Raw genomic sequence first — 24,380 nt, 5'->3', positions numbered from 1 at the left:
TTTCTTTTCTTTAAAATTATTGGCCTTGTATCTGCTCTCCGGTTAATCCGTATCTTCTTTCTTTGTTTTGATAATCAACAATACATTGAAAGAAAATATCTTTAGAGAAATCTGGCCACAGAACATTTAAAAACTGTAGTTCAGCATAAGCAATCTGCCAAAGAAGGAAGTTGCTTATTCTTATTTCACCGCTGGTTCTTATCAGCAGATCTACAGGAGGAAAATCTTTGGTATAGAGATAATTTTCGAATAATTTTTCATCTATATTCTCTACGTCTACTTTTCCTTCTTTTACGTCTGAACTGATATTTTTTACGGCATTCAGTATTTCATTTTGTGAGCCATAGCTAATAGCCAGTACAAGGTTACCTTTTGTGTTTTCTTTTGTAAGTTCTACCACACGTTCCAGTTGTTCTCTTACTAAGGCAGGCAGTTTTCCAAGATTCCCTATAACATGCATTCTCAATCCTTTGCTAAAGATCTCTTCTGCTTCCAGCAGTAAAGTTTCTACAAGCAAGTTCATGAGTGTATTTACTTCTTCACTGGGACGATTCCAGTTTTCTGAAGAAAATGTGTACAGTGTTAAATAGGGGATATTGATCTCATTACATGCATTAATGGCATTTCTTACTGCATTAATGGCATTTTTGTGACCGAAGGATCTTTCTTCGCCACGAGATTTCGCCCATCTTCCATTACCATCCATAATGATGGCTACGTGTTTTGGTAAATTCTCAGAATTTATTTTATCTTTAATCAACGACATATTAATTAATCACAATAACATGGAGGTCTTCCAAACGAAAACGTTAATCCTAAACTGAATGTATTGATCCAGTCATTAGATCTACTATCTCCAATATTTCTCTTTTTAATAAACTCTTCTTCTCTTTCTTTGGCAACAGCATAATAGTTACCAGACTGTAATAAAGAACCTCCTGTAACCGGATCAAGGATATCGGCATTAAAGGAACTTTTCACATCTTCAGAAAGAATTTTACTATGATCAAGCTGATCAGTTAAAGTATATCTAAAGGTTGCTTCTGCAAATATAGCCCAAGTATGGTTAAATTTGTATTTTAAACCTACTCCAAAAGGGATATGCATGGTAACTTTTTTTCCTAACGTATATTCGGTAGTAGTTTTAAAGTCCGTTTCATTGATAGGAGCTAATGCCACACCGTCAGGATCTCTTCTGAAATCATGTGAAAGATCAGCTTTAGGGGCATCAAACATCAGCGCACCCAGACCTCCAAAAATATATGGACTCACCATACTTATCTGTTCATTATTTACAGGGAAAAAATTATATTCAAACATTAAGCTTGCTTCATATACGTTATTTTTCCCGTATGCATTTCTATTTCTTCTATATTCTTCTTTCGCAGCTTTATCGCTAAACTGAATCTGGTTATACCCTAAATCCAATCTAACAGTCTGATGCGGGTTAAAATTAAATCTGTATAAAATTCCTCCATAAAACGGGATCCCCCAATCCGACATTCTATTTAAATCCAACGGCTTTTGTAAAATATAACTTGTGCTCCCTACATCACCCACTAGGCTACTCATACCTAGACGAACCCCCAATTCGTTTCTTTGTGCTTTAACACTTACCACTCCAAGGAAGGCAAGGAAGCTAAACAATAATTTTTTATTCATAAAAGAATATGGATTTATGGTTATTTTAAAATTTAATTTTTGCAAATATAAAACATTTTTATATTAATGATAATCTTAATGTTTAGTTAAAAATAAACAAAAAAACATAATTTGTTATAAAGTAAACGGCAAACTGGCAAAAATATTCTTTTTTTCATAGAATGAAAATTCACAAAGTATGAAAAAACCCCCATCAAATGAGGGTTTAGGGCTCTATTTTTTATTAAACATTGCCTGTACTTTGTTCCGTATTCTAATCAATAACGGTTCTTTATAATTTTTATCTTCATCAAAATAACCATAGCCATAGCCATATCCGTAGCCATAACCATATCCATAACCCTGTTTGGTATTATAGTCATTGTAAACAAGTCCTAAATGTTCAATTTCATTATTCTGATATTTCTCTGTAATAAGTTTCATCATATACTTCTCTGTATATTCATGACGTACTACATAGATATTGGCATCAGAATATTTCATCAGTTCATAGGAATCTGCTACAAGACCTACCGGTGGTGAATCTATAATAATGTAGTCATATTTTTCTTTCAGTTCCTCTATAAATTTCACATTCTTCTGGCTCATCAGTAATTCTGAAGGATTCGGAGGGATAGGTCCTGAAGTGGCAACGTCCAGATTAGGAATTTTTGTGGTATTAATAATCTGATCAATATTTACTTCTCCTGTAAGGTAATTTGAAATACCATATTTGTTATCAATCTTAAAGTCTCCGAATATTTTAGGTTTTCTAAGGTCCATTCCCAAAAGGATTGTTTTCTTATCACTTAATCCTAATACAGAGGCCAGATTAATGGAAACATAAGTCTTTCCTTCTCCACCTACGGAGGAGGTCACCAGGATTACTTTACCATTTTCCTGTTCATTATGCATCAGGAACCTCATATTGGCTCTAATACCCCTAAACGCCTCTGAAACAGATGATTTCGGCTGATCCAAAACAGTAAGCATATTTTCACTATTGTTATTCCCGATCACTCCAAGAAGCGGAATCTTCGTAGCACCAAGTAATTCTTTGATGTTTCTGATTTTATTATCCAGCAGTTCACCGATCAGGATAAATAGTATGGGAAGCAATAACATTCCTCCAATTATTCCTGCTTTTGCCATTTTAATATTTGGACTTACAGGTCCCTGCCCGATGTTCTTAGCTGGGTCGATCACACTGATATCAGACTGATTGGTTGCTACGTTCAGTCTCGCTTCATTCTGTCTGTTTAAAAGGCTACTGTAGGTAGCTTCAATCATATTATACCCTCTTTCAGCATCCAGATATTTTCTTTCTTTTTCAGGATAAGACTGTAAATCAGAATTAGCATCTGCAACCTGACGGTCAATTTTATTGATCTCATCATAATATTTGGTATAATAATTCTTAAGACTGTTAAAGGAACCTGTTTTAGCTTCACTAATCAACCTATTGACCTCTTTCATTGGTTCAGAAGTAGGTTTATAGATCAAAGCGAGTTCTGATCTTTTTGTATACAGCGCTTTAAGCTCAGTCACAGAAGCAGAGAAAAACCCGTCTTCAAATCCTGCTGCATTGGTAGCAATCATTTTATCAAAATTTTGTGACTGAAGGGTATTTCTAATATTATTCAGAGAAGTGATCTTGCTTACGATATCAGCTTTTTTGGCTTCAAGCTCTTTAATTTCTTCAAGGGACTTTTCATCTCTATTTTTAATGTTATAGAGTTTTTCCGATGTTTTCAGGTAGTTCAGAACTGTGGCGGCTGAATCCAGTTTTTTGCGCATTCCATCAAGGCTCCCCTGCAGATAAACCGTTGTATTTTTGTTGACGATATTTTTATCTTCAAGTCTTTTTTTCTGGAGTTCAGCTACGGATTTATTCAGGAAGCTAACTGTACTGTTAAGATTATAGCCTTTTTTACTGATAATCATAATCGTACTAATCTCTTTATCAAAGCCAACACCAATGGTAGATACAATATCATTAACGCCCTGGTTTATCGTCATTAAGTTGACGATAATATTATCAAGTTTGATATTAGGAGTAACCGGATTCTGAACCAACTTAAATCTCAGATTTGGAGAAGTATACCACTCATTGATTCTGATAATCTTATTGGCAGGTCTGTTATAGGTATTAATATTATGATAGCTTTCTGATTCATAACTATATAAACTGGTAGATTGCCCTTCTTCCGGTAATACTACTTCATAAGTACCATTTCCTTTGGGTAATAATGTAATAGCGTAGTTAATCTGCTGAAGATGCTTTTTATCAATTTCAATAAAAACCGGGGAGTCATACTTGTCCAGATAAGTAGATTTTACAAATCCTTTGGTAGAGTAATTTAAAAAAAGGCTTAATTCTTTAACTAAATACTCGTTATGAGATCTTGAAAAGAGCATTTTCTTTAAATAAACTCCATCCTGATTTCCGCTCTGTCCCCAAATGAAGTTAATAGACTGATTAGGACTAAAATAACTTGAAGTACTATTCGATATACTCAAAGACAGGTCTGAAGAATATACATTCTGTGCATAATATTTACTATATACCCAAGATATGGCATAGCCAATAAGGAACATAAAAGCAAACCAATACCAGTTTTTAAGTAATCTTCTTAAAAAATGTTCAAAATTAAACAACGCAAAAGTCCCATACTTCTCTTTTGGAGCTTCGCTTTTTCCTACTGCTGTATCTTTTCCTGGAATCATGGGATTAAAGTCTTTGTAGGATTGTATATAGGGTTAACGCTGTTGTAATTGCTGTAACACCGGTAAGCAGGGTCTGAATAGGATCTTTACCGAATCCGTTCAAGCTTTTTCTTCTGGTGTTAAGATAAATTTCATCTCCGTTCTGTAGATAGTAATAAGGAGAGTTCATCAGATCTTCACGGGTAAGATCAATTTTAGCAATTTTAATTCCTTCCGGGAGTTTTCTATGGATAACAATTTCTTTTTTATCAATTGTTCTGTTCAGTCCACCATTAATAGCCAGCGCTTCAGTAATGGTAAGGGTATTCTTATGGGCAACTTTTTCACCTGACATTCCTGTAGTTTCCACGTCACCAAGAATATAATAAGTAATTCCGTCTGTATTCAGTCTCACCTCGGATTTCCCTTCCTGGAAGTTTTCATTTACTTTGCCCTGAATTTCTTTTGCTACATCGTCAAGTGTTCTTCCTTCTGCTTTAATGTAGCCTATTCCGAAAATATTAATATCTCCGTTGTTATCCACTTTCAATCCATTAAAATAGAAATTGACATTTCCTCCGATCGTTGAACCTACTCCACCTGCTCTTCCACCACTTGCCGCTGAACTGTTTATAGCTCCGCCCCCCGTTCCGCCTGAAACGTTATAAGCAGAGTAAAACTGTGCTGCATCTCCTTTGGGAGTGGTCAAAATATTAAGGTTAAGCATATCATTTTTGGTAATCCTGTAGATAGGGATATTGTAGGGAACAAGACCTTCTTCATTAACTACAAGGCTCTCACTAGGCTGTAAGTATCTTACATCTTTTGTTGTGATACACGAGGTAACTAAAAAAGGCAATAATATTAAAAATAAATACTTAAAGTTCTTCATCATGTTTGAATATTGTTTACAAAAGTAATATTTAATTGTTAATTTTTCTTATTTCTTAATTTATATATCAGATCCGGCAAATATGCACCTATGAAACCTAATGATATAATAACCAACAGCAAGAGATTCACGTTGAAATGTCTCAGATAATAAGCAACTGCTACGATCATTAAATAGTATAGAATAATATAGAATGTGGATCTTCTATGAGTAAGATCTAGCTTCAGAAGTTTGTGATGTATATGATTCTTATCAGCGTCAAAAGGTGACTTTTTGTTATAAAGTCTTACAAAGATCACATTCAGGGTATCTACAATCGGAAGGATCAGAATGGCTACAGCCACTACCGGAGCAGACTGAAGATGATATTTTGGTACATCAACAAGCTTTTTATCAATAAAAATATCAATAAAACAAATGGACGTGAATGCCAGGAGAAAGCCCAACAGCATGGAACCTGTATCTCCCATGAATACTTTATTCGTTCTATAATTCGATAAATTATAGTATAAAAAGGCCAAAACAGTACCTATAATCACTACTGACAGAACAACCAGTGGATAGTTGTATTCTCCTAATCTATAATAGCTTATTCCGAACAATGCACTGCAGATCACAGAATATCCGCCTGCCAGTCCGTCAATCCCGTCAATCAGATTAAAGGCATTGATAAGAATAATAAAAGTTACAATACTGAATAGCACACTCACAAAATAACCCAGTTCATATACTCCGAATATTCCGAATAAGCTTCGGATTCTGATATCTGAACCAATGACAATTAATGAGGACACCAAGATCTGTGCAACGAGTTTTTTGTATGCTCTCATCACCACAATATCATCCATTACACCAATGTACAGTAGGATAATAAGTGAAGCAAAAAGGAATTTATACAGATCAAACAGCTCATAAGCAAAAATGGAAGCACATATCCCAATGGAATAAAAGATAGCAATCCCTCCAAGATTTGGAATTTTTCTAAGATGTGAACTCCTTATACCCGGTTCATCCATCAGGTTCTTCCTTCTGGAGATCTTCACAATGGTAGGTATGGAGAAAAAAGTAATTAAAAAGGAGAATACGAAACCTAATCCTATTTTTACATAGAAAATAGGTATCCCCGATCCGCTTAAGAACAATTCAAAGTTTTTCATTCTTTTCTTATCCTGTACACATTGTTTCTTCAATTAAAAAATTAATGATGCTGATATGCTTCATTATATTCTACTATTCGAAACAATAGTACGTCATTTGTGTTTATATCAATTTTCTTATCAATTTTTTCTGTCCGGCAAAAAATAACAGATAAAAAATCTTTTTTTTCACCGGCAAAGATAAAAGATAATTTGTACCAAAACGACTATAGTTCAATATATCTTGAATTTTTATTTGTCTCTCTCTTATGAAAACAGACAGCTTATCAGACATGCTGTAAAACGCCTGTTCTTCTTTTACAAAAGCCAGATAGGCCAGAAAAGAATACACTCCTTCAAAAATCTGAAAGTTTTTCAGCTCTTTTCTCTTATGAGCGTATTTTGATTTTCCAAAAACATTTTCCACATCCTGTACTGCCTTCAGTATATCAAGTCCTCTTTCCGTATGAGTCTTTGTAATAGAATCTGTACGTTCAAGGTATTGATAATGAAAGTTCTGAGTCTGGGCAATCGTTTCACTTTCCAGAAGCAGCTGCGGAATAAGCTGAATATCTTCAAAATGAACTCCTTTTTTAAATCTTTTCTGATTAAAAAGTTCTTTTTTAAACAATTTATTGCAGGCAAAATAGCTGATATCCGAAAAAACAGAAAAATGATCTTCCAGTTTTATTTTTTCCGGCATATGGGGAATCTGTGTCAGCTTTTGGGTTACCTGTCCGTTTTCATCTACTTTCTGAATATTGCAGATCACAATTTCCGACTGATGCTTTTCAGCCAGCAGGATCATTTCTTCAAACATTGTTTCTGCAACATAATCATCACTGTCCACAAAGCCGATATAATCTCCGGTCACCCTGTCCAAACCAAAATTTCTGGCATCACTTAATCCGCCGTTTTCCTTGGTAAAAGCTCTTATTTTGTTGGGATATTTTTCAGCATATTCTTTAATGATCTTCCCGGAATTGTCTTTACTTCCATCATCTATCACAAGAATTTCAATATTCTGATGACTCTGATTCACCAGGGAATTGAGACATTTTGTCAAATAACTTTCGACATTATAAACAGGTACAATGATGGAAATTCTTGAGGGAACGTTTGTCATACATTAAAATTTCGTCAGTCTTGCATTCAGCCAGCCTTTTTTAGCATCATCAAAATCCTTTCTTGAGCAGGGAATGCAGTTTTCTATATTTTCATCGTCACCAAAATACCACAAATTACTGAAAGTATCACGCTTAAATGCAAATTGCCTGTCATCTATCAGAACATAGAACATTTCATATTGCCTTTCTTTGGGATGTGAGTGCTGGATATTGATTCCTTCGATCAGATACCACAGCATCTGTGCCAGTAGCTGATGGTTCAGCTGATTTTCTGAATAAATATTATAATTAAAGATCCCTACCGTCTTCAGGTCTTCACTCAGACCGATTTCTTTCATATAGGCACAAATCTCTCTTCTGTTCAATCCATTTACTTGTGGATTCATAGAAAAAGGCTCACTAAAGCTTTCAATAGCATCACAATTTACTGTAACCAGATCTGCTTTTCTGAAGAAAGGTTCTGTTTTCTCTGTAGAATTCATCATTTCGGCTAAGCGGATGATATCAAACTCCACTTCTTTGATGAGTCGTACAGAATCCATTTCGTTCAAATGCTTCTGATACCCTAAATGATGATAATTTTTAATGGAAAAATTCTTAGCACCTAAAATTTTCCCTAAAAATGTATATTCATTGATCTCTTCTCCCTGTTTAAGGGAAATAATATTACTAATCTGGGTATAATTGATGCTTTTCTGGTGGAAATTCAAGGCTGAAAACAGTGAAAATGCAAAATCATTGGAACCTCCGATAATTACCGGAAGTGCTCTTTTATAATGACAGGCAGACAAAACTTCCTGTAAAATATAATGGGTATCCTGAACAGATTTTCCTGAAACCAGATCGCCAAGATCCACTATCGGAATTTCAAAATCCAATTGTGAAAGTTTATAAAATTCTTTTCTGACCGCCGTAAAATCCTGTACCTCTGCATCGCCGCCTGCTCCTCTATAATCTGAGACAAACAAAAGAACAATACTGTCTTCTCTTATATCTTTTGTGATCCTATTCCCGATCTGCCAGCTTTCTGTTTTAAAATTTCTTGGTGAAATGATAAAGTCTTCAAAATCCATATTTTAACCTGAAAATATAATAGTTTAATAATTGCTTGATCTAACAAACATACAAAAAAACACCGCAACTGAGAATCCTGCGGAGACTTTTATTCATAAAAAAAGCCGCTAACACTATTTGTTAACGGCTTTGTATTATATGATTAATATTACTTATTCTTAGCAGATATAATGCTTAGTTCATTCAATAAACCATTATCTTATTTTTTTGTTTTCTATTTTAAAATCCCTGTTGTTCTATATAATTTAAATTTCAAATAAAATATAATATTTTATCACACATTGGTGATAAAATATTATATTTACCAAATTAAAAAAACATCTATGAGAGGAAAAATTATTCTTCGGTTGGCCCTGTTATCAGTGCTGACGCTTTCTATCTATTCCTGCCGGACGGAAGATGAAGTACTTCCCCAAGAAGAGCAGGCTCAATTCAGGGCTCCTATTGAAATGTTCCTGAAATTTGAAGAGAAAGCTCAGGCTGATCCTGAATTCAGATCTCAGAACAGGCAGCAGGCATCCGGTCAAACTAACCAAAAGAATGCCTCTTACAATACCTCTCCAGTAAATATTCCTATTTCTCAGGTGAGCTATAAACTACCATTCAGAGAAACCATAGAATCATTTTTCCAAAACAATCCTGCCTTAGGGCTGGAGTTCTATAAAGATTTTGGAAATCCTTTTTATAATGTATCTACCTATACTTATGGAGATAGTTCCAAGGCTATTGCCTTTCCCATTCTCCAGGGAGATCGGGTAACGGCTTTTATTCATGGTATTATTACCCCCAACAGAGATTATGTACAGTTTACCATTGTCCAGAATAATGATCCTGTAACGCTGAGAGTATTAGCCATTCTTCAGGATGCGGTAGATAATCTATATCCCAAAAATCCTACTCCAATGGGGAAATTCGCTAAAGAGCAAAATATTAGGATTAATGATATCGAGGAAATCACCATCATTAAGTTCAATGTTTTTTCTGGTGGCGGAGGCGGTTTCGGATATATGTTCCCTGGAAGAGAGTGGTGGAAGGATACTCCATGGAAGGAAGCTAATGGAGCACATCTGGGCAGTGGAGGAGGAAAAGCAATGTCCGGAGATGGTTCTAAACATAAGTTTCCGGATTATCTGGATCCTGAGGATGATCCATGCGTCAAGTTAAAAAAACAAAATATAGATCCTAATTTCAAAGCCAAAACAGATTTCCTAAAGAAAAAAACAGGGGAAACCTCAGAAAGTGGATTCCGAGTAGGAAACCCTGTTTCGGGATCTGGCCAAACAGGTGCCCAATATCAGGAATTGAGCAACAAACCTGGAACAACTGATCTTGATTTTAAAATCTTTAATACAACTTACGGAATTATGCATTCTCATTATGATGGACTAATTCCAATTTTCTCACCAGGTGATATTAATCTATTTATACAATTACTTAAGAACGCTAAAGCTAATAATATCTCCTCAGGTGAGGTTTTTTTATCTGTAGTTACTAGTAACGGAGTATACCAATTACGAGGTGATGGTATTAATGCTGATAATCTAAATATGTATACTGATGCTCAATTTGGAACTTTAAATAAGGAATACTTAAAATTGATAGGTGATTCAAATATTTCTACAACAGATATTCAAAAAGGATTTTTAAATTTCATGAACAAAAATATGAAGATTGATGGGGCAAAACTTTATGAGGTAAACAATGACGGAAGCAGCACCCAACTACAACTCAACGGAAACAATTTAAAAACTTTAAATTGTCCTTAATTTTTTTAAAAAAAAATGAAAAAAATACTGATTACATTATTGATAGTAAGTATAAACTTAATATCTGCACAACAAATATTTCCATTAAATGCAAATAAGATGGATTATAAAAATGGAGATTATTTCAAAGATCTTGATGGAGAGCTTGATCCTTATACGGGAACATGGAAAGGAGTATGGGAAGGGAAAACTTTATATCTTGAATTAAGAAAAATAAGAGATAGATCAACTTCAAATGATGGAACATATTATGAATCTGATCAAATAATAGGTGAACGAAAAATAATCTCTTCAAATGGAACCGTTGAAATAGATCGGATAACTAATTTTGATGAAAGCTCCTCTGAGTTTTATGGCATTTTCGGACAATACAAGAATTTTTCTCAAAAATACTTATTATTTCAACCAAAAAATATGTGTAACAAAACAGCCAATATAAATATTACTTTTGTTAACAGTCAAAAAACACAGATGAATTTACATTTCCAATACAATCCACTAGGAATTAACGAGTCCTGTCCATATTATAATCGAATTATGGTAGAAGGAAAAGACTGGCCATTTAATTTTCCAAAGGATATCTTACTCACCAAGCAATAAAATATAAAATGTCTTTCCATTTGAAACAGCATTTTATTTTATTTACAACATACTATGAAAAATCAAATCAAAATCAATAATCCATGTCCTGAAAACTGGGATAATATGCAAGATCTTTCTTCAGGAAAATTCTGTGAGAAATGTTCCAAATGTATAATAGACTTTACAAATAAAACAGATGAACAGATTCAGGATATTCTAACAGCTGCTAGCGGAAGAGAAATTTGCGGAAGGACATCAACAAGGTCTTTGGCTTTGGCTGCTGCAGGAATTATTTTAGTAACTAATCTGAGTTTCGCTCAAGCACAAAGTAAAAATAATTTCAGAGATACTACTGAACAACAAACAACGGATATTACAAAGGTATCTGGTAGATTAATATTCAAAGAAACGCAAAAAGCTATTCCAAATGCAGAAATTTTCTTTATAACCCAGAACATTTTTTTGAAATCTACAACTAATGAGAATGGCTATTTTCAGTTAGATGTTCCAAACAATCTTATAGAAGAAGAAAATGTTTTATACTTCAATTTTGATAAATTAAATGAAAAAAGGAAAGAAAAAAATATAAAAGATACTATAAGTGACATCAATTATGGAGATCAAACAATAGTCTTTTCAAGAAAAGAGAAAGTTGAAAATAAGAAATTTCAAATTGATTATAAAGGATTTGAAATTGGAACTGTGGTAGTTGTCGAAAACCCTCCGCCAAATTATTACTATTTCGATGGAAAAAAAATCAGCAAGGAAAAATTTGAAAAATTAAGAAAAGAAAATCCTCAATATCAATATTTTTCTTTTGAAGGAAAAGAAGCTGATATCATTTCTCAAGATAACTTTATAGATACTTTATATCTATTATATTCAAACTAAAAAAGAGGCCATCTCACAACTCGTGAAAATGGCCTCTTTTCTTTATTCTTAGATTATATGAGAGGACTTTCGTTAATTATTCTCAACCTATATCGTTTAATAATTGTAATACACTCTCTTTGCTATTATTTTTTCTTGGCAGCCGGTTTTTTTACAGCTGTGGTTTTCTTAGCAGTGGTTGCCTTTTTCGCAGCTGGTTTTTTCTTTTCTGCAAAGGCATTTTTATCCTGATCGGTGATCCATTTTTTAACCTCATCCAGAGAAATTTCTTTCAATTCTTCTGCATCGTATTTGGTATCATCGTTTTTCTTCGGGATCTTGAACATGGCTTTTCCAAACTTGATAAATGGTCCCCATCTTCCGTTTTCAAGAGATATTTTTTCTTTTTCCCATTGCTGGATATATCTGTTGGCTTCTTTTTCCAGCTTAGCATCAATCAGTTCGTTGATGTCGCTTTGAGAAAGATTATCAAAGTTGTATTTCTTCGGAACGTTTATGAAAATATCTTTGTACTTGATAAATGGGCCGAATCTTCCGCTTCCTTTAGTTACAGGCTCTCCTTTATAAGTTGCAATAGGAGCATCAGCCTTTTTCTTTTCATTGATGATCTGTTCTGCACGGTTTTGATCTACAGAAAGAGGATCTTCTCCTTTTGGAATACTGATGAATGTTTCACCCCATTTCACATAAGGTCCGAATCTTCCTACTCCTACAGAAACGGCATTTCCTTCAAATTCATTCAGTTCGAAAGGTAATTTGAACAGTTCCAATGCTTCTTCAAAAGTAATGGTCGCAATATTCTGTCCGGTCATTAATGATGCAAAGATTGGTTTTTCTTCATCATCTGTCTCCCCGATCTGGATCATTGCTCCAAATCTACCAATTCTTGCATGGACATTTTTACCGGTCTTTGGATCCACTCCCAGAAGCCTGTCTCCTGTTGCACGGTCTGCATTTTCTTCTACATCTTCAATTCTCGGGTGAAATTTCGAGTAGAAATTCGTCATCATTTCCTTCCATTTCTGATCTCCACTGGCAATTTCGTCGAAACTTTCTTCTACTCTTGCAGTAAAGCCATAATCAAGGATTTCCTTGAAATTATCTGTTAAGAAGTCATTCACAACTTCTCCTATATCTGTAGGTAAGAATTTATTTTTATCACCACCGAATTTTTCATCCAGCACCACTTTTTTGATCTTATCTTTTACTAAAGACATTTTGATCACTTCACGGGTCTGTGGTTCGATTTCTCTTTTATCCACATATTCCCTGTTCTGAATGGTCTGAATGGTTGGAGCATAAGTAGATGGTCTACCAATCCCTAATTCTTCAAGTTTTCTCACCAATCCGGCTTCCGTATATCTTGCACTTGGTCTTGTGAATTTTTCTGTAGCTGTGATGGATTTATAGCTTAATACTTCACCAATTTTTACTTTTGGCAATAGTTTGTCATTGTTTTCATCATCATCATCTTCCGTTTTTACAATACCATAAGCTTTCAGGAAACCATCAAAGATGATCACTTCTCCCTGCGCTTCAAAATGATGTGGCAATGATGCATTTCCGATCTCGATAACAGTTTTTTCAATTTTAGCATTCGCCATCTGGGATGCTAATGTTCTTCTGTAAATCAATTGGTACAACTTACTCAACTGTGCATCTCCAATGCTTTTCACTCCGAAATCCGTAGGACGGATAGCTTCGTGAGCTTCCTGTGCAGAAGATGATTTTGTGGTATAATTTCTTGGAGAAGAATATTCTGCTCCATATTCTGAAATAATCTGTTTTTTTGCTCCTTCAATCGCTTCCTGAGATAGATTCACGGAGTCTGTTCTCATATAGGTAATGAATCCTTCTTCATATAACCTCTGAGCAAGACGCATGGTATTGGTCACATTGTATCCTAACCTTGATGAAGCTTCCTGCTGTAATGTAGAAGTAGTAAAGGGAGCGGATGCGGAACGTGTTCCCGGCTTTGTTTCAACATTCAGAACTTTAAATTCTGTAGTTTTTGCCTGCTCAAGGAATTTTTCGGCTTCGGCTTCTTTTTCGAAGTCTTTTTTGAGTTTGGCAGCGATTTCCTGCTCAGTATTGTTTAAGAAAATTCCGTCAAGTTTAAAGCTTGCTTTTGGTACGAATTCACGGATTTCTTTTTCTCTCTCAACAATCAGTCTTACGGCTACCGACTGTACTCTTCCCGCAGATAGTCCTGGTTTTACTTTCTTCCATAAAACCGGAGACATTTCGAAACCTACAATTCTGTCCAGCACTCTTCTTGCCTGCTGGGCATTCACCAGGTTCTGATCAATATCTCTTGGATTTTCAATTGCTTTTAGAATGGCATTTTTAGTAATCTCGTGGAAAACAATTCTTTTCCTGTTTTCGGGCTTCAGTTTCAATTCATCTGCTAAGTGCCATGCAATAGCTTCTCCCTCGCGGTCTTCATCGGAAGCAAGCCAAACCATATCAGCTTTCTTTACTGCAGCCTTTAATTCTGTCACCAATTTCTTCTTGTCTGCTGAAACTTCGTAATCAGGACTAAAGGTGGCAAGATCTATTCCCATCCCTTTTTTAGGCAGATCCCGGATATGCCCGAAACTGGATTTCACTTCAAAATCCTTACCTAAATATTTCTGAATAGTTTTTGCCTTTGCCGGGGACTCTACGATTACTAAATTTTTCGACATTCTAAAAAAAATTTTTTGCAAAAGTAAACCTTTTTTATTATATACTTTTTGAAATCACATTTTATTTAATAATTCAAGGGGAACAACAAAGAGTCTGTAGAGTATTCCCTCGAAAGTGAAACCTTTTCCGGACATTTCCACCCTGTACAGCAGAGACAGCAGGATAATAGCCATTATAATATAGAATTTCCTGTCGATAACGATTGGTTCATAGACATCAATTGAGTTCCCTTTTTTGAGCATCATCGCAAAAAGGATAATCATCAGCATCATATGAATATACATCCATCTCCCCCAGTCTATGGCCAGATAAAACAATGGAAGAGAGAAGATAAAGGTTCCAATCAATAAAATACATAAAATCTTTCGCCCATTTAGATATTTTAAATAATATCCGATATGAAATATACTTATTCCTAAACTGATAAAGTAGAGCAGATATTCATTAAGGTGTTCTTTAATGTATTGTCTTTCATCAATATTCCAGTAAAAAATCCCATAGGTAGGATGCACTCCTCTTCTGCTCAGAATTTCCAGTGACATTCCTTCATTTACATTTTTCCCGAATAACATAATGACAACAGCAGGAATAATCACAGCAAGGAAGAATTTAATATATCTTCCGATTTCCAGTTTTCCGTTTTTCACATATAAGGCAATCGCAAAATAAGGGATATAAAAGAGTGTAACTTCATGTAAAAGAGTGCTTATAAAAAGCAGAAAACAGAAAATATATTCTTTCTGTTTTGAAAGCTTATCATGATCTAAAAGGTATACGAAATAAGTAAACAGGAGAAATACAATAAATTCTTTCTTTCCTACATAAGTCACCGTATTCAAAAGCCCTACAAACCCTATAGATGACAATAGAAGAGACAAGTAAAGCAGATCTGTTATTTTATATCTGATAAGCTTTGTATAGCACCAGAAGAACAGTGAAATAATTATAAACTGAAAGAAGTAAACAATATAATTCAGGCTAAGCCCTGTTACATCCTGAATAATAAAAAAGAAACTTCCGGACAACCCTCTTCTTTTGAACCCTCCGTCTTCATAGTTAATGAGCCAGTCTGCAAGAATATAACCATCATCTTTAAGATTAAATGCGAGGGTAAATGCGAGGGTATAAATTGCCGTAACGGCGATAAGAAAATAAATAAAGATCTTAATATTAAAATGTTGTACAAATTTCTCTAACCTCATAGTGTATTTTTAAAATCTGTAAAAAAGAAAAGAGCAAACGGTACTAAGCTTTTCTCAATTTTTTACAAGTGCTAAAATTATGAATTTAGACTTATCCATAGGCATATATTTCTTTTTTTTAATATGATTAAGAGGTAACCCTTATTTTAAAGCTGGAAAACAAACAATAAAGCCGGCTCTGTAGTAAACCGGCTATCTTTAAGATTCAAACTATAAAGTTTACTTTTTACCTCAGCAGGCTATTTATTAACAGTGATCAGGTCTTTAGGGATTTCTTTTTCTATTGTGGGTAAAGCTGTAACCTGTTCTTTAGGAATGGGACCTGATTCATTTCCGTTAACATCAAACTTCATTTTTACACACCTGCAGTTCATTCCGAAATAAGGATCATTATTATCATGAAAGGCAATCATACGGTTGGCTGTAGAAGCAGCATCCCAAAGAATATTCACAGGTCTTCCTATATAGTTGGAAAGCAAGGCCCCCGTCCAGATTCCCGGATATTGAAAATTGATCATATTATAACTCCCCGCTGCACTTTGATTGGTTATAACACTTCGAAAGCCCCTTGAACCTGAGTTCGGATAAATTCCGACATGGTATGACTGATCATTAAAAGCATATCCGATGGTGGATGTTGTGCTTGGGTTTCTAACTCTTGCTCCCAAATAATCTACAATCACACTAAATACTGTTGCTACGTTTTTGTCTTTTTTATACCAGGGAGAAATCCCGAAATCAAGATTTGTCGTGATGGAAGTTCCTGTAAGATCTGGAATCCGCCATCCTTCCGGACATGGATCAAAAGGTGATTTTTTTGTTCCCCTTCCCCATCTGTCTGGTGCTAAATTGGGTTCATCAGCCAGCCAGTCTGTTCCGTTTGTAAAGTTAGGTGTAGCACTATTGTATGGTGCAAAAGTACTTGGAACCATATACACTAATGGATTTCTTACAGAATAGGTTAAAACTTTTGAAATTTTATCTGCTATTTTATCTGTGGGAGATATGTTCGCATTGGCTGCATTTATATAGGTATTGAAAGGTACAATATAATTTCCGGCCAGATTATTATAAGCAGCTACAGTCAAAGGAGTATAAGCCACTGTCCCGTCCGTTCCCACAGCTCCTAAAAACACGCTAAAGGAAGCTCTATTATCAGCGTATTGAAAAGTTGGGATCGGGTCTTTCCTTCCCCATTGATAATGCATACCTGTTGATGCCCTGATTTTTGCCAATTCCGCAGTAGTAGGTGTCAAAGGATTTGCAACCACAGGAAAAGCATCTGTAGCGCCCAAATTTCTATCCATAAATTCTGTCTGCAGTGGGGTTGATCCCTTATCAATATAATTTACATAATTTATTACAGCTGAATTGGGTAATTCTGTTGTATAGGAAGTGGAAGCAATGGGAGTATCTGTTACCCAGACATGCCAACTCCAGTATACAGGATTGGTAATACTTCCGTTATGTAAAGTAATCACTGCATTTCCGCTTTGGTTTGGATTAATCGTAACGGCAATTTTAGTATTTGAAATCCCTTCCAGGGAATTTGGTGACCCATTAGGAATGGTTACCTTGCTTATAAGGCCTGTATTTGTACTCCAGAGTACATTAGCTTTTAAATTATTGAAACCTGACGTGGAAAGAATGTCTTTATTATTCAACATTGTACTTTGAACAGAAAATGCTTTACTTACAGGAATTTCAAGGGTAGTTAATGTTGTACTTTTTACAGTCTGATAAGTGTTTGGATTATCAATTCCTTCTTTAAATTCAACAACAACAGGTAAATATTCTGTAGGGAATTCATATCTGTCTACTATATACAAAGGGTCTTTTATACATCTGCATGCATTCGCTCCCGAAGTTTCCCCAGCTGCCAGTGGCATATACCAATACCTTCCTTTGACACCAGGAAAAGAGGCATCCGGAATATCCGGCTGACCTTTATCAGGAACCATAAACAATGCCCGGGCCCCTACAACAGGAGTATTATCAAAATGTTTAGCCATAGTTGCCGTCCATAAAGCTGTATGATGCTGGTCTGTATATTGTCCTAAGTGAACTGTAAGCGCCAATTGTCCCGTTCCTGGAAAAATCCCCATATTAAAACCATTCACATTGGATAAGTCAAATCCTGTATTTGCATATAATTTAAACCCTTTCATATAGTCTGGAGTATTGATATCCGTTGGTTTTATCACATGGTATTTATTGCCTTCGAAAGTATTTTTACCCATATTCGTTCTTACTCCAAAGGGGGAAAAGTCTACCCTCACATCGTCTATATAAGTCTGAGAGGCTAAATTTGCAACCAACACAGAAGGAATTCGCCATCCATTCGGACAAGGGTCATAGGAAGATTTATCATGATAAGGTTTTGCACTGCTGTCATCATTGTAATTCGCACTCACTTTTCCCTGAGAATTGTCTGACCATAAATTTAATTCGGAAAGCTGTGCATCCGGAATGGAAGTGGATTTCCCGAACCAGTTTACCATTAAAGCAGCGTTGTTGTTGTAGTAAGCCGGTCCTGAATTATCATCCTTATTAACGTAGATAAGACTTAATGGATTTTTGACGGAAAGCTTAATATTGTTACTTACTTCAGCATTGGAAAGGAGAACGAATTTTCTAAGATCATCAATTTTCACTGCTCCCGTAAAGTTCTTGGCTCCTCTGTGCCTTACCCGCCCTATTGACCCTGAAACTTCATAAAAATCATCTCCTTTTAGCACCAATGGCGGAATAGGGTCTTTTCTTCCCCACTGATACAGCAGGCCACCGTTTTTATTCCATTCTGTTGCGGTGATTGAATTTCCAACTGCTCCCAGGTTTCTGTCCATCCATCTCCATTCTGAATCGGAGATCAGCTCTACAGTTCCATCGTTTTTCTGTCTTGAGACTCCTTTAAAACTTTTATAGGTAGAGCCATTTTCAGGAGTATCAGTCACCCAGATATGCCATGACCAGAAAATTTCACCATTAACCTTTAAAGCAACAACAGCATTTCCTTCTTTTGTTTTATTGATGGGAACTTTTATTTTAGCATTTTCACCTGATCCTACCATTTCAAGGAGATATCCTGCTCCTGATTTTATCAATCCAGGATTGTCTTCCCAAAGAACATCTGCCGTTATCTGCCCTGCAGGAATTCCTGAAGTACCCAAAATTTTATCCTGCTGCCACATCGCATAGGCCTTTTTTACAGGAACATATAAACCTTCATTATTCTGGCTTGGGTCAAATAGATAGCTATTTGGAGCCTTGGTCCAGTCTCTTACATCCTCATTATTGGCTTTCTTATCTGTATTTCGATTTTTGCCATTAGTTTTCTTTACTCCTCCTGAGGACTCAATAATAGTATCCTGATTACTTTTTTGAAATTTTTCTATCTGAACGATCCGCTTTTTTAGCATTACACCATTCATAGAACAGATACATATCAACACCAGGCAAATGATTGCCGTTATTTTTTTTAATACTGATTTTTCCATGTCACTGATTTTATATAAACATAAGTACACCCCTATACTTTTGATATAAAAAAGTCATATGATACATAAACAACAATCTAATAAATCAATTATTAAACAAATAATTCAACATAATTATTTTATTAATATAAAATAATCAATACAAAATCAGAGAATCAAAAAATACACCAAAAGTATAAAAAATGGTATGAACAATACTTTAATATTTTAGCAACAATTCCATAAAACAAACGTCATATCCTGCATTCAAAAAGAAACAGAGGCATAAAAAAACCGGGAGAAAAAATCTCCCGGCTGATATTTATGGAATAATTAAATTATTCCTTGATAATCTTAACGATACTGTCGGAATTATTAATCCTTATCAGGTATGCACCTGAAATTATACCAGAAAGATCCGTCTGTTCATTTTCAAATTTGCCTGATTTGATTAACTGTCCGGACATATTATAGATCTGATAATAATATTCTTTTACTTTATCATTTCCTTTGATATATAATATACTCTTTACCGGATTAGGGAATACTTCAAGTTTATTCTGAACAATCTTTTCTTCAACAGCTTTTTTCGCCAAAACATTTGTCGCTCTGGCTGCTGAAACTGTGGTTACCTGTAATCTTGGTATTGGTCCGGCTTCATTTGTTCCATCTGTTTTGACTTTTACACAACGACAACTTGCACCAAAGTAAGGGTCGTTATTATCATGAAATGCCTGAATAAAGTTCTGAGTAACATTGCTGTCATATTTTTTGAGAAGCAGGTTGATTGGTCTGCCATTGAAATTGGAGCTTAAACCCGATGTCCAGAAACCTGTATAAAGACTTCCATTGACATCTCCTTCAGAAGACGCAAAATTAGGAACTGTATTAGTGGTTACACTTCTGTACCCTCTCATTCCTGTAAATATTGCATAGTTACCAATGGTGTAATCACTATTTGGGAACATAAATCCTGCAGTTCTTCTCTTTCCAACTCTCACCTGAGTTCCAAAATTATCTGTTATAATCCTATAGGCACTTGCAGCTCTGTATGATTTTCTATACCACGGACTAAGACCGAAATCTTCCTGTGCTACAGGATTTGAAGGAACTGAGATAACGGATACCGTAGTTACGTCAGGGATTCTCCATCCTTCCGGGCAAGGATCAAAAGGGGATTTTTTATCACCTCTCCCCCAGCGATCAGCACCTAAATTAGGCTCTGAAGCCAACCAGTCTGAACCTTTTCCGGTAGCATCCAAAGTACTCGGCACCATAAAGGCCAATGGATTTTTCACCGAATACGACAATACTTTTGCTATTTTTTCAGAAGGTTTGTCTGTAGCAACAACATTGGCATTGGCAGAATTACTATAGGTTGCATACGGTCTGATATAATTAGTATTATAATTCGATTCAACTAAAGGTGCATAGGTAATTATTCCGTTTGCTGCAGTAGTTCCTGTCCAGTACTTTACAGCATCTGTTTTATAGCGATACTGGCCATAATCAATATCTGATGCCGTTCTATAGGTTGGAATTGGATCTTTCCTTCCCCATTGATAATGAAGACCACCAGAAAGCATAATCTGCTCCGGAGAGCCGGGTAATGCTGTTTCGGGGTTTAGGTTATCTCCATAAATGGTGGGGAATACTTCTACAGCTCCTAAATTCCTATCCATGATTTCAGTATCCAAAACTTCACTTCTTTTTGCAAAGTTTATATAGTTCACAGCATTGGCATCCGGCTGATCTGTTATATGACGATTGGATCCGATAGCCGTATTGGTTACCCAAATATGCCAACTCCAGTAAACCGGATTTGTGATACTTCCATTATGCAATGTAACAACTGCGTTACCACTTTTATTTGGATTGATGATAACTTTTATTTTTGAATTACTGATTGCTGATAAAGAACCCGGCTGATCTACAGAAACCTGTTTAATCAAACCTGTATCTGTTGTCCACAGAACATTTGTTTTTAAATTATCAAAACCTGAAGCATTTAATACATCAGGATTATTTAATAATTGACTCTGGGCAGAAAAAGCTTTACTGATTGGAATTTCAATGGTAGATTCTGCAGTAGATTTTACCATTGTATAGGTGTTTGGATTATCCAGTCCATCCATATACTGTCCTTCTGCAAAGTAATCTGTAGGAAAATCATAATCGTTAACCACATATAAAGGATCTTTGATACATCTGCAACCATTGGCCCCAGAAGTTTCCCCCATAGATAACGGCTGATAGAAATACCTTCCGTTAATATTCGGATAGTTTGGATCCGGAATATCAGGTTGTTCTTTATCAGGAACCAGAAACAGAGCTCTGGCTACGATGGATGGAGAGGCATCAAAATGTCTGGTCATCGTTGCAGTCCATAAAGCTGTGTGATGCTGGTCCGTATACTGCCCTTCATGTCTGTTAATAAGCAACTGTCCGGTACCCGGAAATTTACCCATATTAAATCCACCTATACTGGAAAGGTCATATCCTACATTCGTATACAGTTTAAATCCTTTCATAAAGTTAGGCGCCCCTGCATCTGTAGGCTTGATAATCTGATAAGAGTTTGCTTCAAAGGCATTCTTACCCATATTGGTTTTCACCCCAAGAGGAGAGAAATCAATTCTAATATCATCAATATAAGTCTTTGATCCTCCATTAGCTACTAAAACAGAAGGAACCCTCCAGCCATTAGGACACGGATCATAAGACGATTTATTTTTATAGGGCTGTGCATCATCATCTCCCAAGTAATTGTCTCTATATTTTCCTTCGGAATTATCAGACCATAAATTAAGCTCGGAAAGGCGATTGCTACCAAGATCAGGTGATTTTCCAAACCAATTTAACATAAGCGTCTTAGCACTGTCATAATATGCGATATCTGCACTATTATTCCCCACATAGATTAGGCTTAAAGGATTTTTAACGGCAAGTGACAGGTTATTTTTCACATTCGCACTGGCCAATGGAACAAATTTTCTAAGTGCGTCAATTTTAACTGAGTTTGCCGTATATTGGGCATTTCTATGTCTTATTCGTCCTATTGAACCTGACACTTCATAAGAATCATTTCCCTTAGCTGTTAAAGGAGGAATCGGATCTTTTCTACCCCACTGATAGAGCAATCCACCATTTTTATTCCAGTTTCCTGAAGTTAAAGAATTACTCATTGCCCCTAAGTTTCTATCCATCCATCCCCAATCTGAATCCGGAATCAACTCTACAGTTCCATCTTTCTTTTGTCTTTTTAGCCCTGCGAAACTCTTATAAGCAGAACCATTAGTAGGATCATCTGTAACCCAGATATGCCACGACCAATAAACCTCACCACCAACTTTTAATGCAATAACAGCATTTCCTTTTTTAGCCTTATTAACAGGAACTTTTATCATAGCATCCTCTCCAGAGCCAATCATTTCAAGGCTATAATTAATGCCTGATTTGATCAAACCATGGGCGTCCTCCCATAAAACATCGGCCGTAACCTGTCCTGCAGGAATATCAGACCCACCAATGTATTTATCCTTCTGCCACATAGCAAATGCCTTTTTAACCGGAATATAAAGACCGTCTGCACTATTTCCTGTCTTATCTTTTCCAGTAAAAATATAACTGTTAGGAGCTTTAGTCCAGTCTGCAACACTATAATCTGAAACAGCTCCTGTATTTACCGTAAAACAACCCAGTGAGCACTCCGAAGTATCATCATAAGCCGTAGTAGAGCCAAAAACACCAGTATATTTAATGAATTTGAATACTTCTTTTTCAACATCCTGCATAGTCCTTTTAGGCTGATATGATGTAGTAACATCATTTCTTAACGCTCCCACACCGTATAAAGTCATCTCTGAAGTATTAGAAATGATAAGGTTTTCAGATCCAGGGCCTCTTCTTGCCACATTGTTTGTATATCCGAAATAAGGAGCTCCATAATTGCTTGTACTGTTGGGAGTAAGATCTATATAAGTCCCATCATTTTTATAAATTCTTAATCCGGTTGTAATACTCGAAACAATCACAACAGGTTCCTGATCTGGAATAAATTCAGCCAAATTCTTCCACGTCCTGTTGTACATGTTAAAATACCTGCTTTCTATAAAGGTTGGACTTTTCCAGTTAAAATATCCCGGACCATTAGGTTCTCCTGGCCATTGGCTAAATTTCACAAAGAGTCCGTTAGCTGAGAATTTACCGGCAAACATATACACAGGATCATCATAACTATACAGATAAGGTATAGGATGCCCTGCAGCTTCATTGTATATAAATTCAGGAGTAGCCCCTAATGTATCACTAACCGCTCCTGTATTGACCAATTTTACAGCTTTACTGCCATTTGCATCTGCAATCAGATCTGATGGATGAGTGGGTGCAAATACAACATCGTTTTTTTTATTATCCATCAGGACATTACTCAGTTTATTCCAGGAATAAGCAGATGTTACCCTGTCTTTCACTCCAATCACTTTTCCACTGCTGTTTGTAATCAGTGACCCATCCTTCTTAGGCGTTAAAAGCATTGTATATTCATTTTCATCCAGATCACAGTTAGAAGCAACATAATCACTAAGCTTATAATGGCTTATACTTTTGTCCCATACAACACTATTGAAATTGCTAAGATTAGTATCCGAACTCAGTTCCACTTTTACCTTATAAGAACTTTGAGCAGAAGCAGGAAGTTCAAAACGCACAGTGAGAATTTCATTGTACTGGTTATAGGAATACAAAGTCTTACACCATCCGGTAACCCAATTGCCCTGTGCATCCTGATATCGGATCGACAGTTTTATATGATCACCGGTAAAGGGTTTTGTAAGCTTTCCGCTCATCACAACCAACCCTTTCTGATTGATATTCTGATTGATAACGATCAGCGGATCCAGATCATAAGTAAAAGGAGTAACAGGGGGGTAAAGCCTGGAATTTAAAGATTTCCCATACGTTTCCGGAGGCGAAAATTCCCGCGAAAAAGCATGAGTTGACACCACGCAGAATGCTGTTGCCAAAATTTTGGAAATAAATTTTGCTTTCATAACGTTGTTGTTTGAATAAATGTGTTAAAACTTGATTATTTTTTTCCGAAAAGATAGTATCGGATACAATAGGAAAAGTAAGTGTGAATAAATTCACTTGAATGGGTGTTCATCATGGTTTATTTGTGTTTTTAGTTTAAAAAATCTG

At 35.6% G+C, this 24,380-nt stretch carries 14 protein-coding genes; 3 read left to right on the top strand and 11 right to left on the bottom strand.

Features of this window, described 5'->3' with window-relative positions:
- Positions 1-16: 16 nt before the first annotated feature.
- From DRF65_RS06830 to DRF65_RS06800, 7 genes are all read right to left on the bottom strand, one after another.
- Complete coding sequence (locus DRF65_RS06830; protein WP_115970015.1) at positions 17-766, bottom strand: isoprenyl transferase; 750 nt, start codon at positions 764-766, stop codon at positions 17-19.
- Positions 767-771: 5 nt separating this feature from the next.
- Positions 772-1,662, bottom strand: a complete 891-nt coding sequence (porG, locus tag DRF65_RS06825; RefSeq protein ID WP_115970014.1) for a type IX secretion system protein PorG — start codon at positions 1,660-1,662, stop codon at positions 772-774.
- A gap of 213 nt (positions 1,663-1,875) precedes the next feature.
- Positions 1,876-4,368, bottom strand: a complete 2,493-nt coding sequence (locus DRF65_RS06820; protein ID WP_115970013.1) for an exopolysaccharide transport family protein — start codon at positions 4,366-4,368, stop codon at positions 1,876-1,878.
- Positions 4,369-4,372: 4 nt separating this feature from the next.
- The gene (locus DRF65_RS06815; protein WP_115970012.1) at positions 4,373-5,242 is read right to left on the bottom strand and encodes a polysaccharide biosynthesis/export family protein; all 870 of its coding nucleotides are present in this window, start codon (positions 5,240-5,242) and stop codon (positions 4,373-4,375) included.
- Between the two features lie 35 nt (positions 5,243-5,277).
- Entirely contained in the window at positions 5,278-6,396 is a 1,119-nt protein-coding gene (locus tag DRF65_RS06810) for a glycosyltransferase family 4 protein (protein ID WP_115970011.1), read from the bottom strand.
- Positions 6,397-6,499: 103 nt separating this feature from the next.
- On the bottom strand, positions 6,500-7,501 hold the full coding sequence (locus DRF65_RS06805) for a glycosyltransferase family 2 protein (RefSeq protein ID WP_115970010.1): 1,002 nt from the start codon (positions 7,499-7,501) through the stop codon (positions 6,500-6,502).
- 3 nt (positions 7,502-7,504) lie between these two features.
- Positions 7,505-8,575, bottom strand: coding sequence for a formimidoylglutamase (locus DRF65_RS06800; RefSeq protein WP_115970009.1), 1,071 nt, complete (start codon positions 8,573-8,575; stop codon positions 7,505-7,507).
- 324 nt (positions 8,576-8,899) lie between these two features.
- On the opposite strand from DRF65_RS06800, the gene DRF65_RS06795 reads away from it, so the two are divergent.
- From DRF65_RS06795 to DRF65_RS06785, 3 genes are read left to right on the top strand one after another with little or no spacing between them, the layout of a single operon-like run.
- Positions 8,900-10,342: a hypothetical protein gene (locus DRF65_RS06795; RefSeq protein ID WP_115970008.1), complete on the top strand. Its 1,443-nt coding sequence runs from the start codon at positions 8,900-8,902 to the stop codon at positions 10,340-10,342.
- Positions 10,343-10,357: 15 nt separating this feature from the next.
- Positions 10,358-10,942 carry a DUF6705 family protein gene (locus DRF65_RS06790; RefSeq protein WP_115970007.1) on the top strand — a complete coding sequence of 195 codons (585 nt, stop codon included), beginning with the start codon at positions 10,358-10,360 and terminating at the stop codon, positions 10,940-10,942.
- Positions 10,943-10,996: 54 nt separating this feature from the next.
- Entirely contained in the window at positions 10,997-11,815 is an 819-nt protein-coding gene (locus DRF65_RS06785; RefSeq protein ID WP_115970006.1) for a hypothetical protein, read from the top strand.
- A 125-nt stretch (positions 11,816-11,940) separates the two neighbouring features.
- Here DRF65_RS06785 and topA read toward each other — a convergent pair whose 3' ends face one another.
- From topA to DRF65_RS06765, 4 genes are all read right to left on the bottom strand, one after another.
- Positions 11,941-14,502: a type I DNA topoisomerase gene (gene topA / locus DRF65_RS06780; protein ID WP_115970005.1), complete on the bottom strand. Its 2,562-nt coding sequence runs from the start codon at positions 14,500-14,502 to the stop codon at positions 11,941-11,943.
- Between the two features lie 54 nt (positions 14,503-14,556).
- A complete protein-coding gene (locus DRF65_RS06775; RefSeq protein WP_115970004.1) occupies positions 14,557-15,705 on the bottom strand; it encodes a hypothetical protein in 1,149 nt (382 codons plus the stop codon).
- A gap of 239 nt (positions 15,706-15,944) precedes the next feature.
- Complete coding sequence (locus DRF65_RS06770) at positions 15,945-19,202, bottom strand: hypothetical protein (RefSeq protein WP_123947290.1); 3,258 nt, start codon at positions 19,200-19,202, stop codon at positions 15,945-15,947.
- 317 nt (positions 19,203-19,519) lie between these two features.
- Positions 19,520-24,232: a T9SS type A sorting domain-containing protein gene (locus DRF65_RS06765; protein ID WP_115970002.1), complete on the bottom strand. Its 4,713-nt coding sequence runs from the start codon at positions 24,230-24,232 to the stop codon at positions 19,520-19,522.
- Positions 24,233-24,380 lie beyond the last annotated feature (148 nt).

The sequence above is a fragment of the Chryseobacterium pennae genome, assembly GCF_003385515.1.
In the GTDB taxonomy this organism is placed as follows: Bacteria; Bacteroidota; Bacteroidia; order Flavobacteriales; family Weeksellaceae; genus Chryseobacterium; species Chryseobacterium pennae.
Note: the sequence above shows the minus strand (reverse complement) of the source record. Positions and strands in the feature narration are given on the sequence as shown.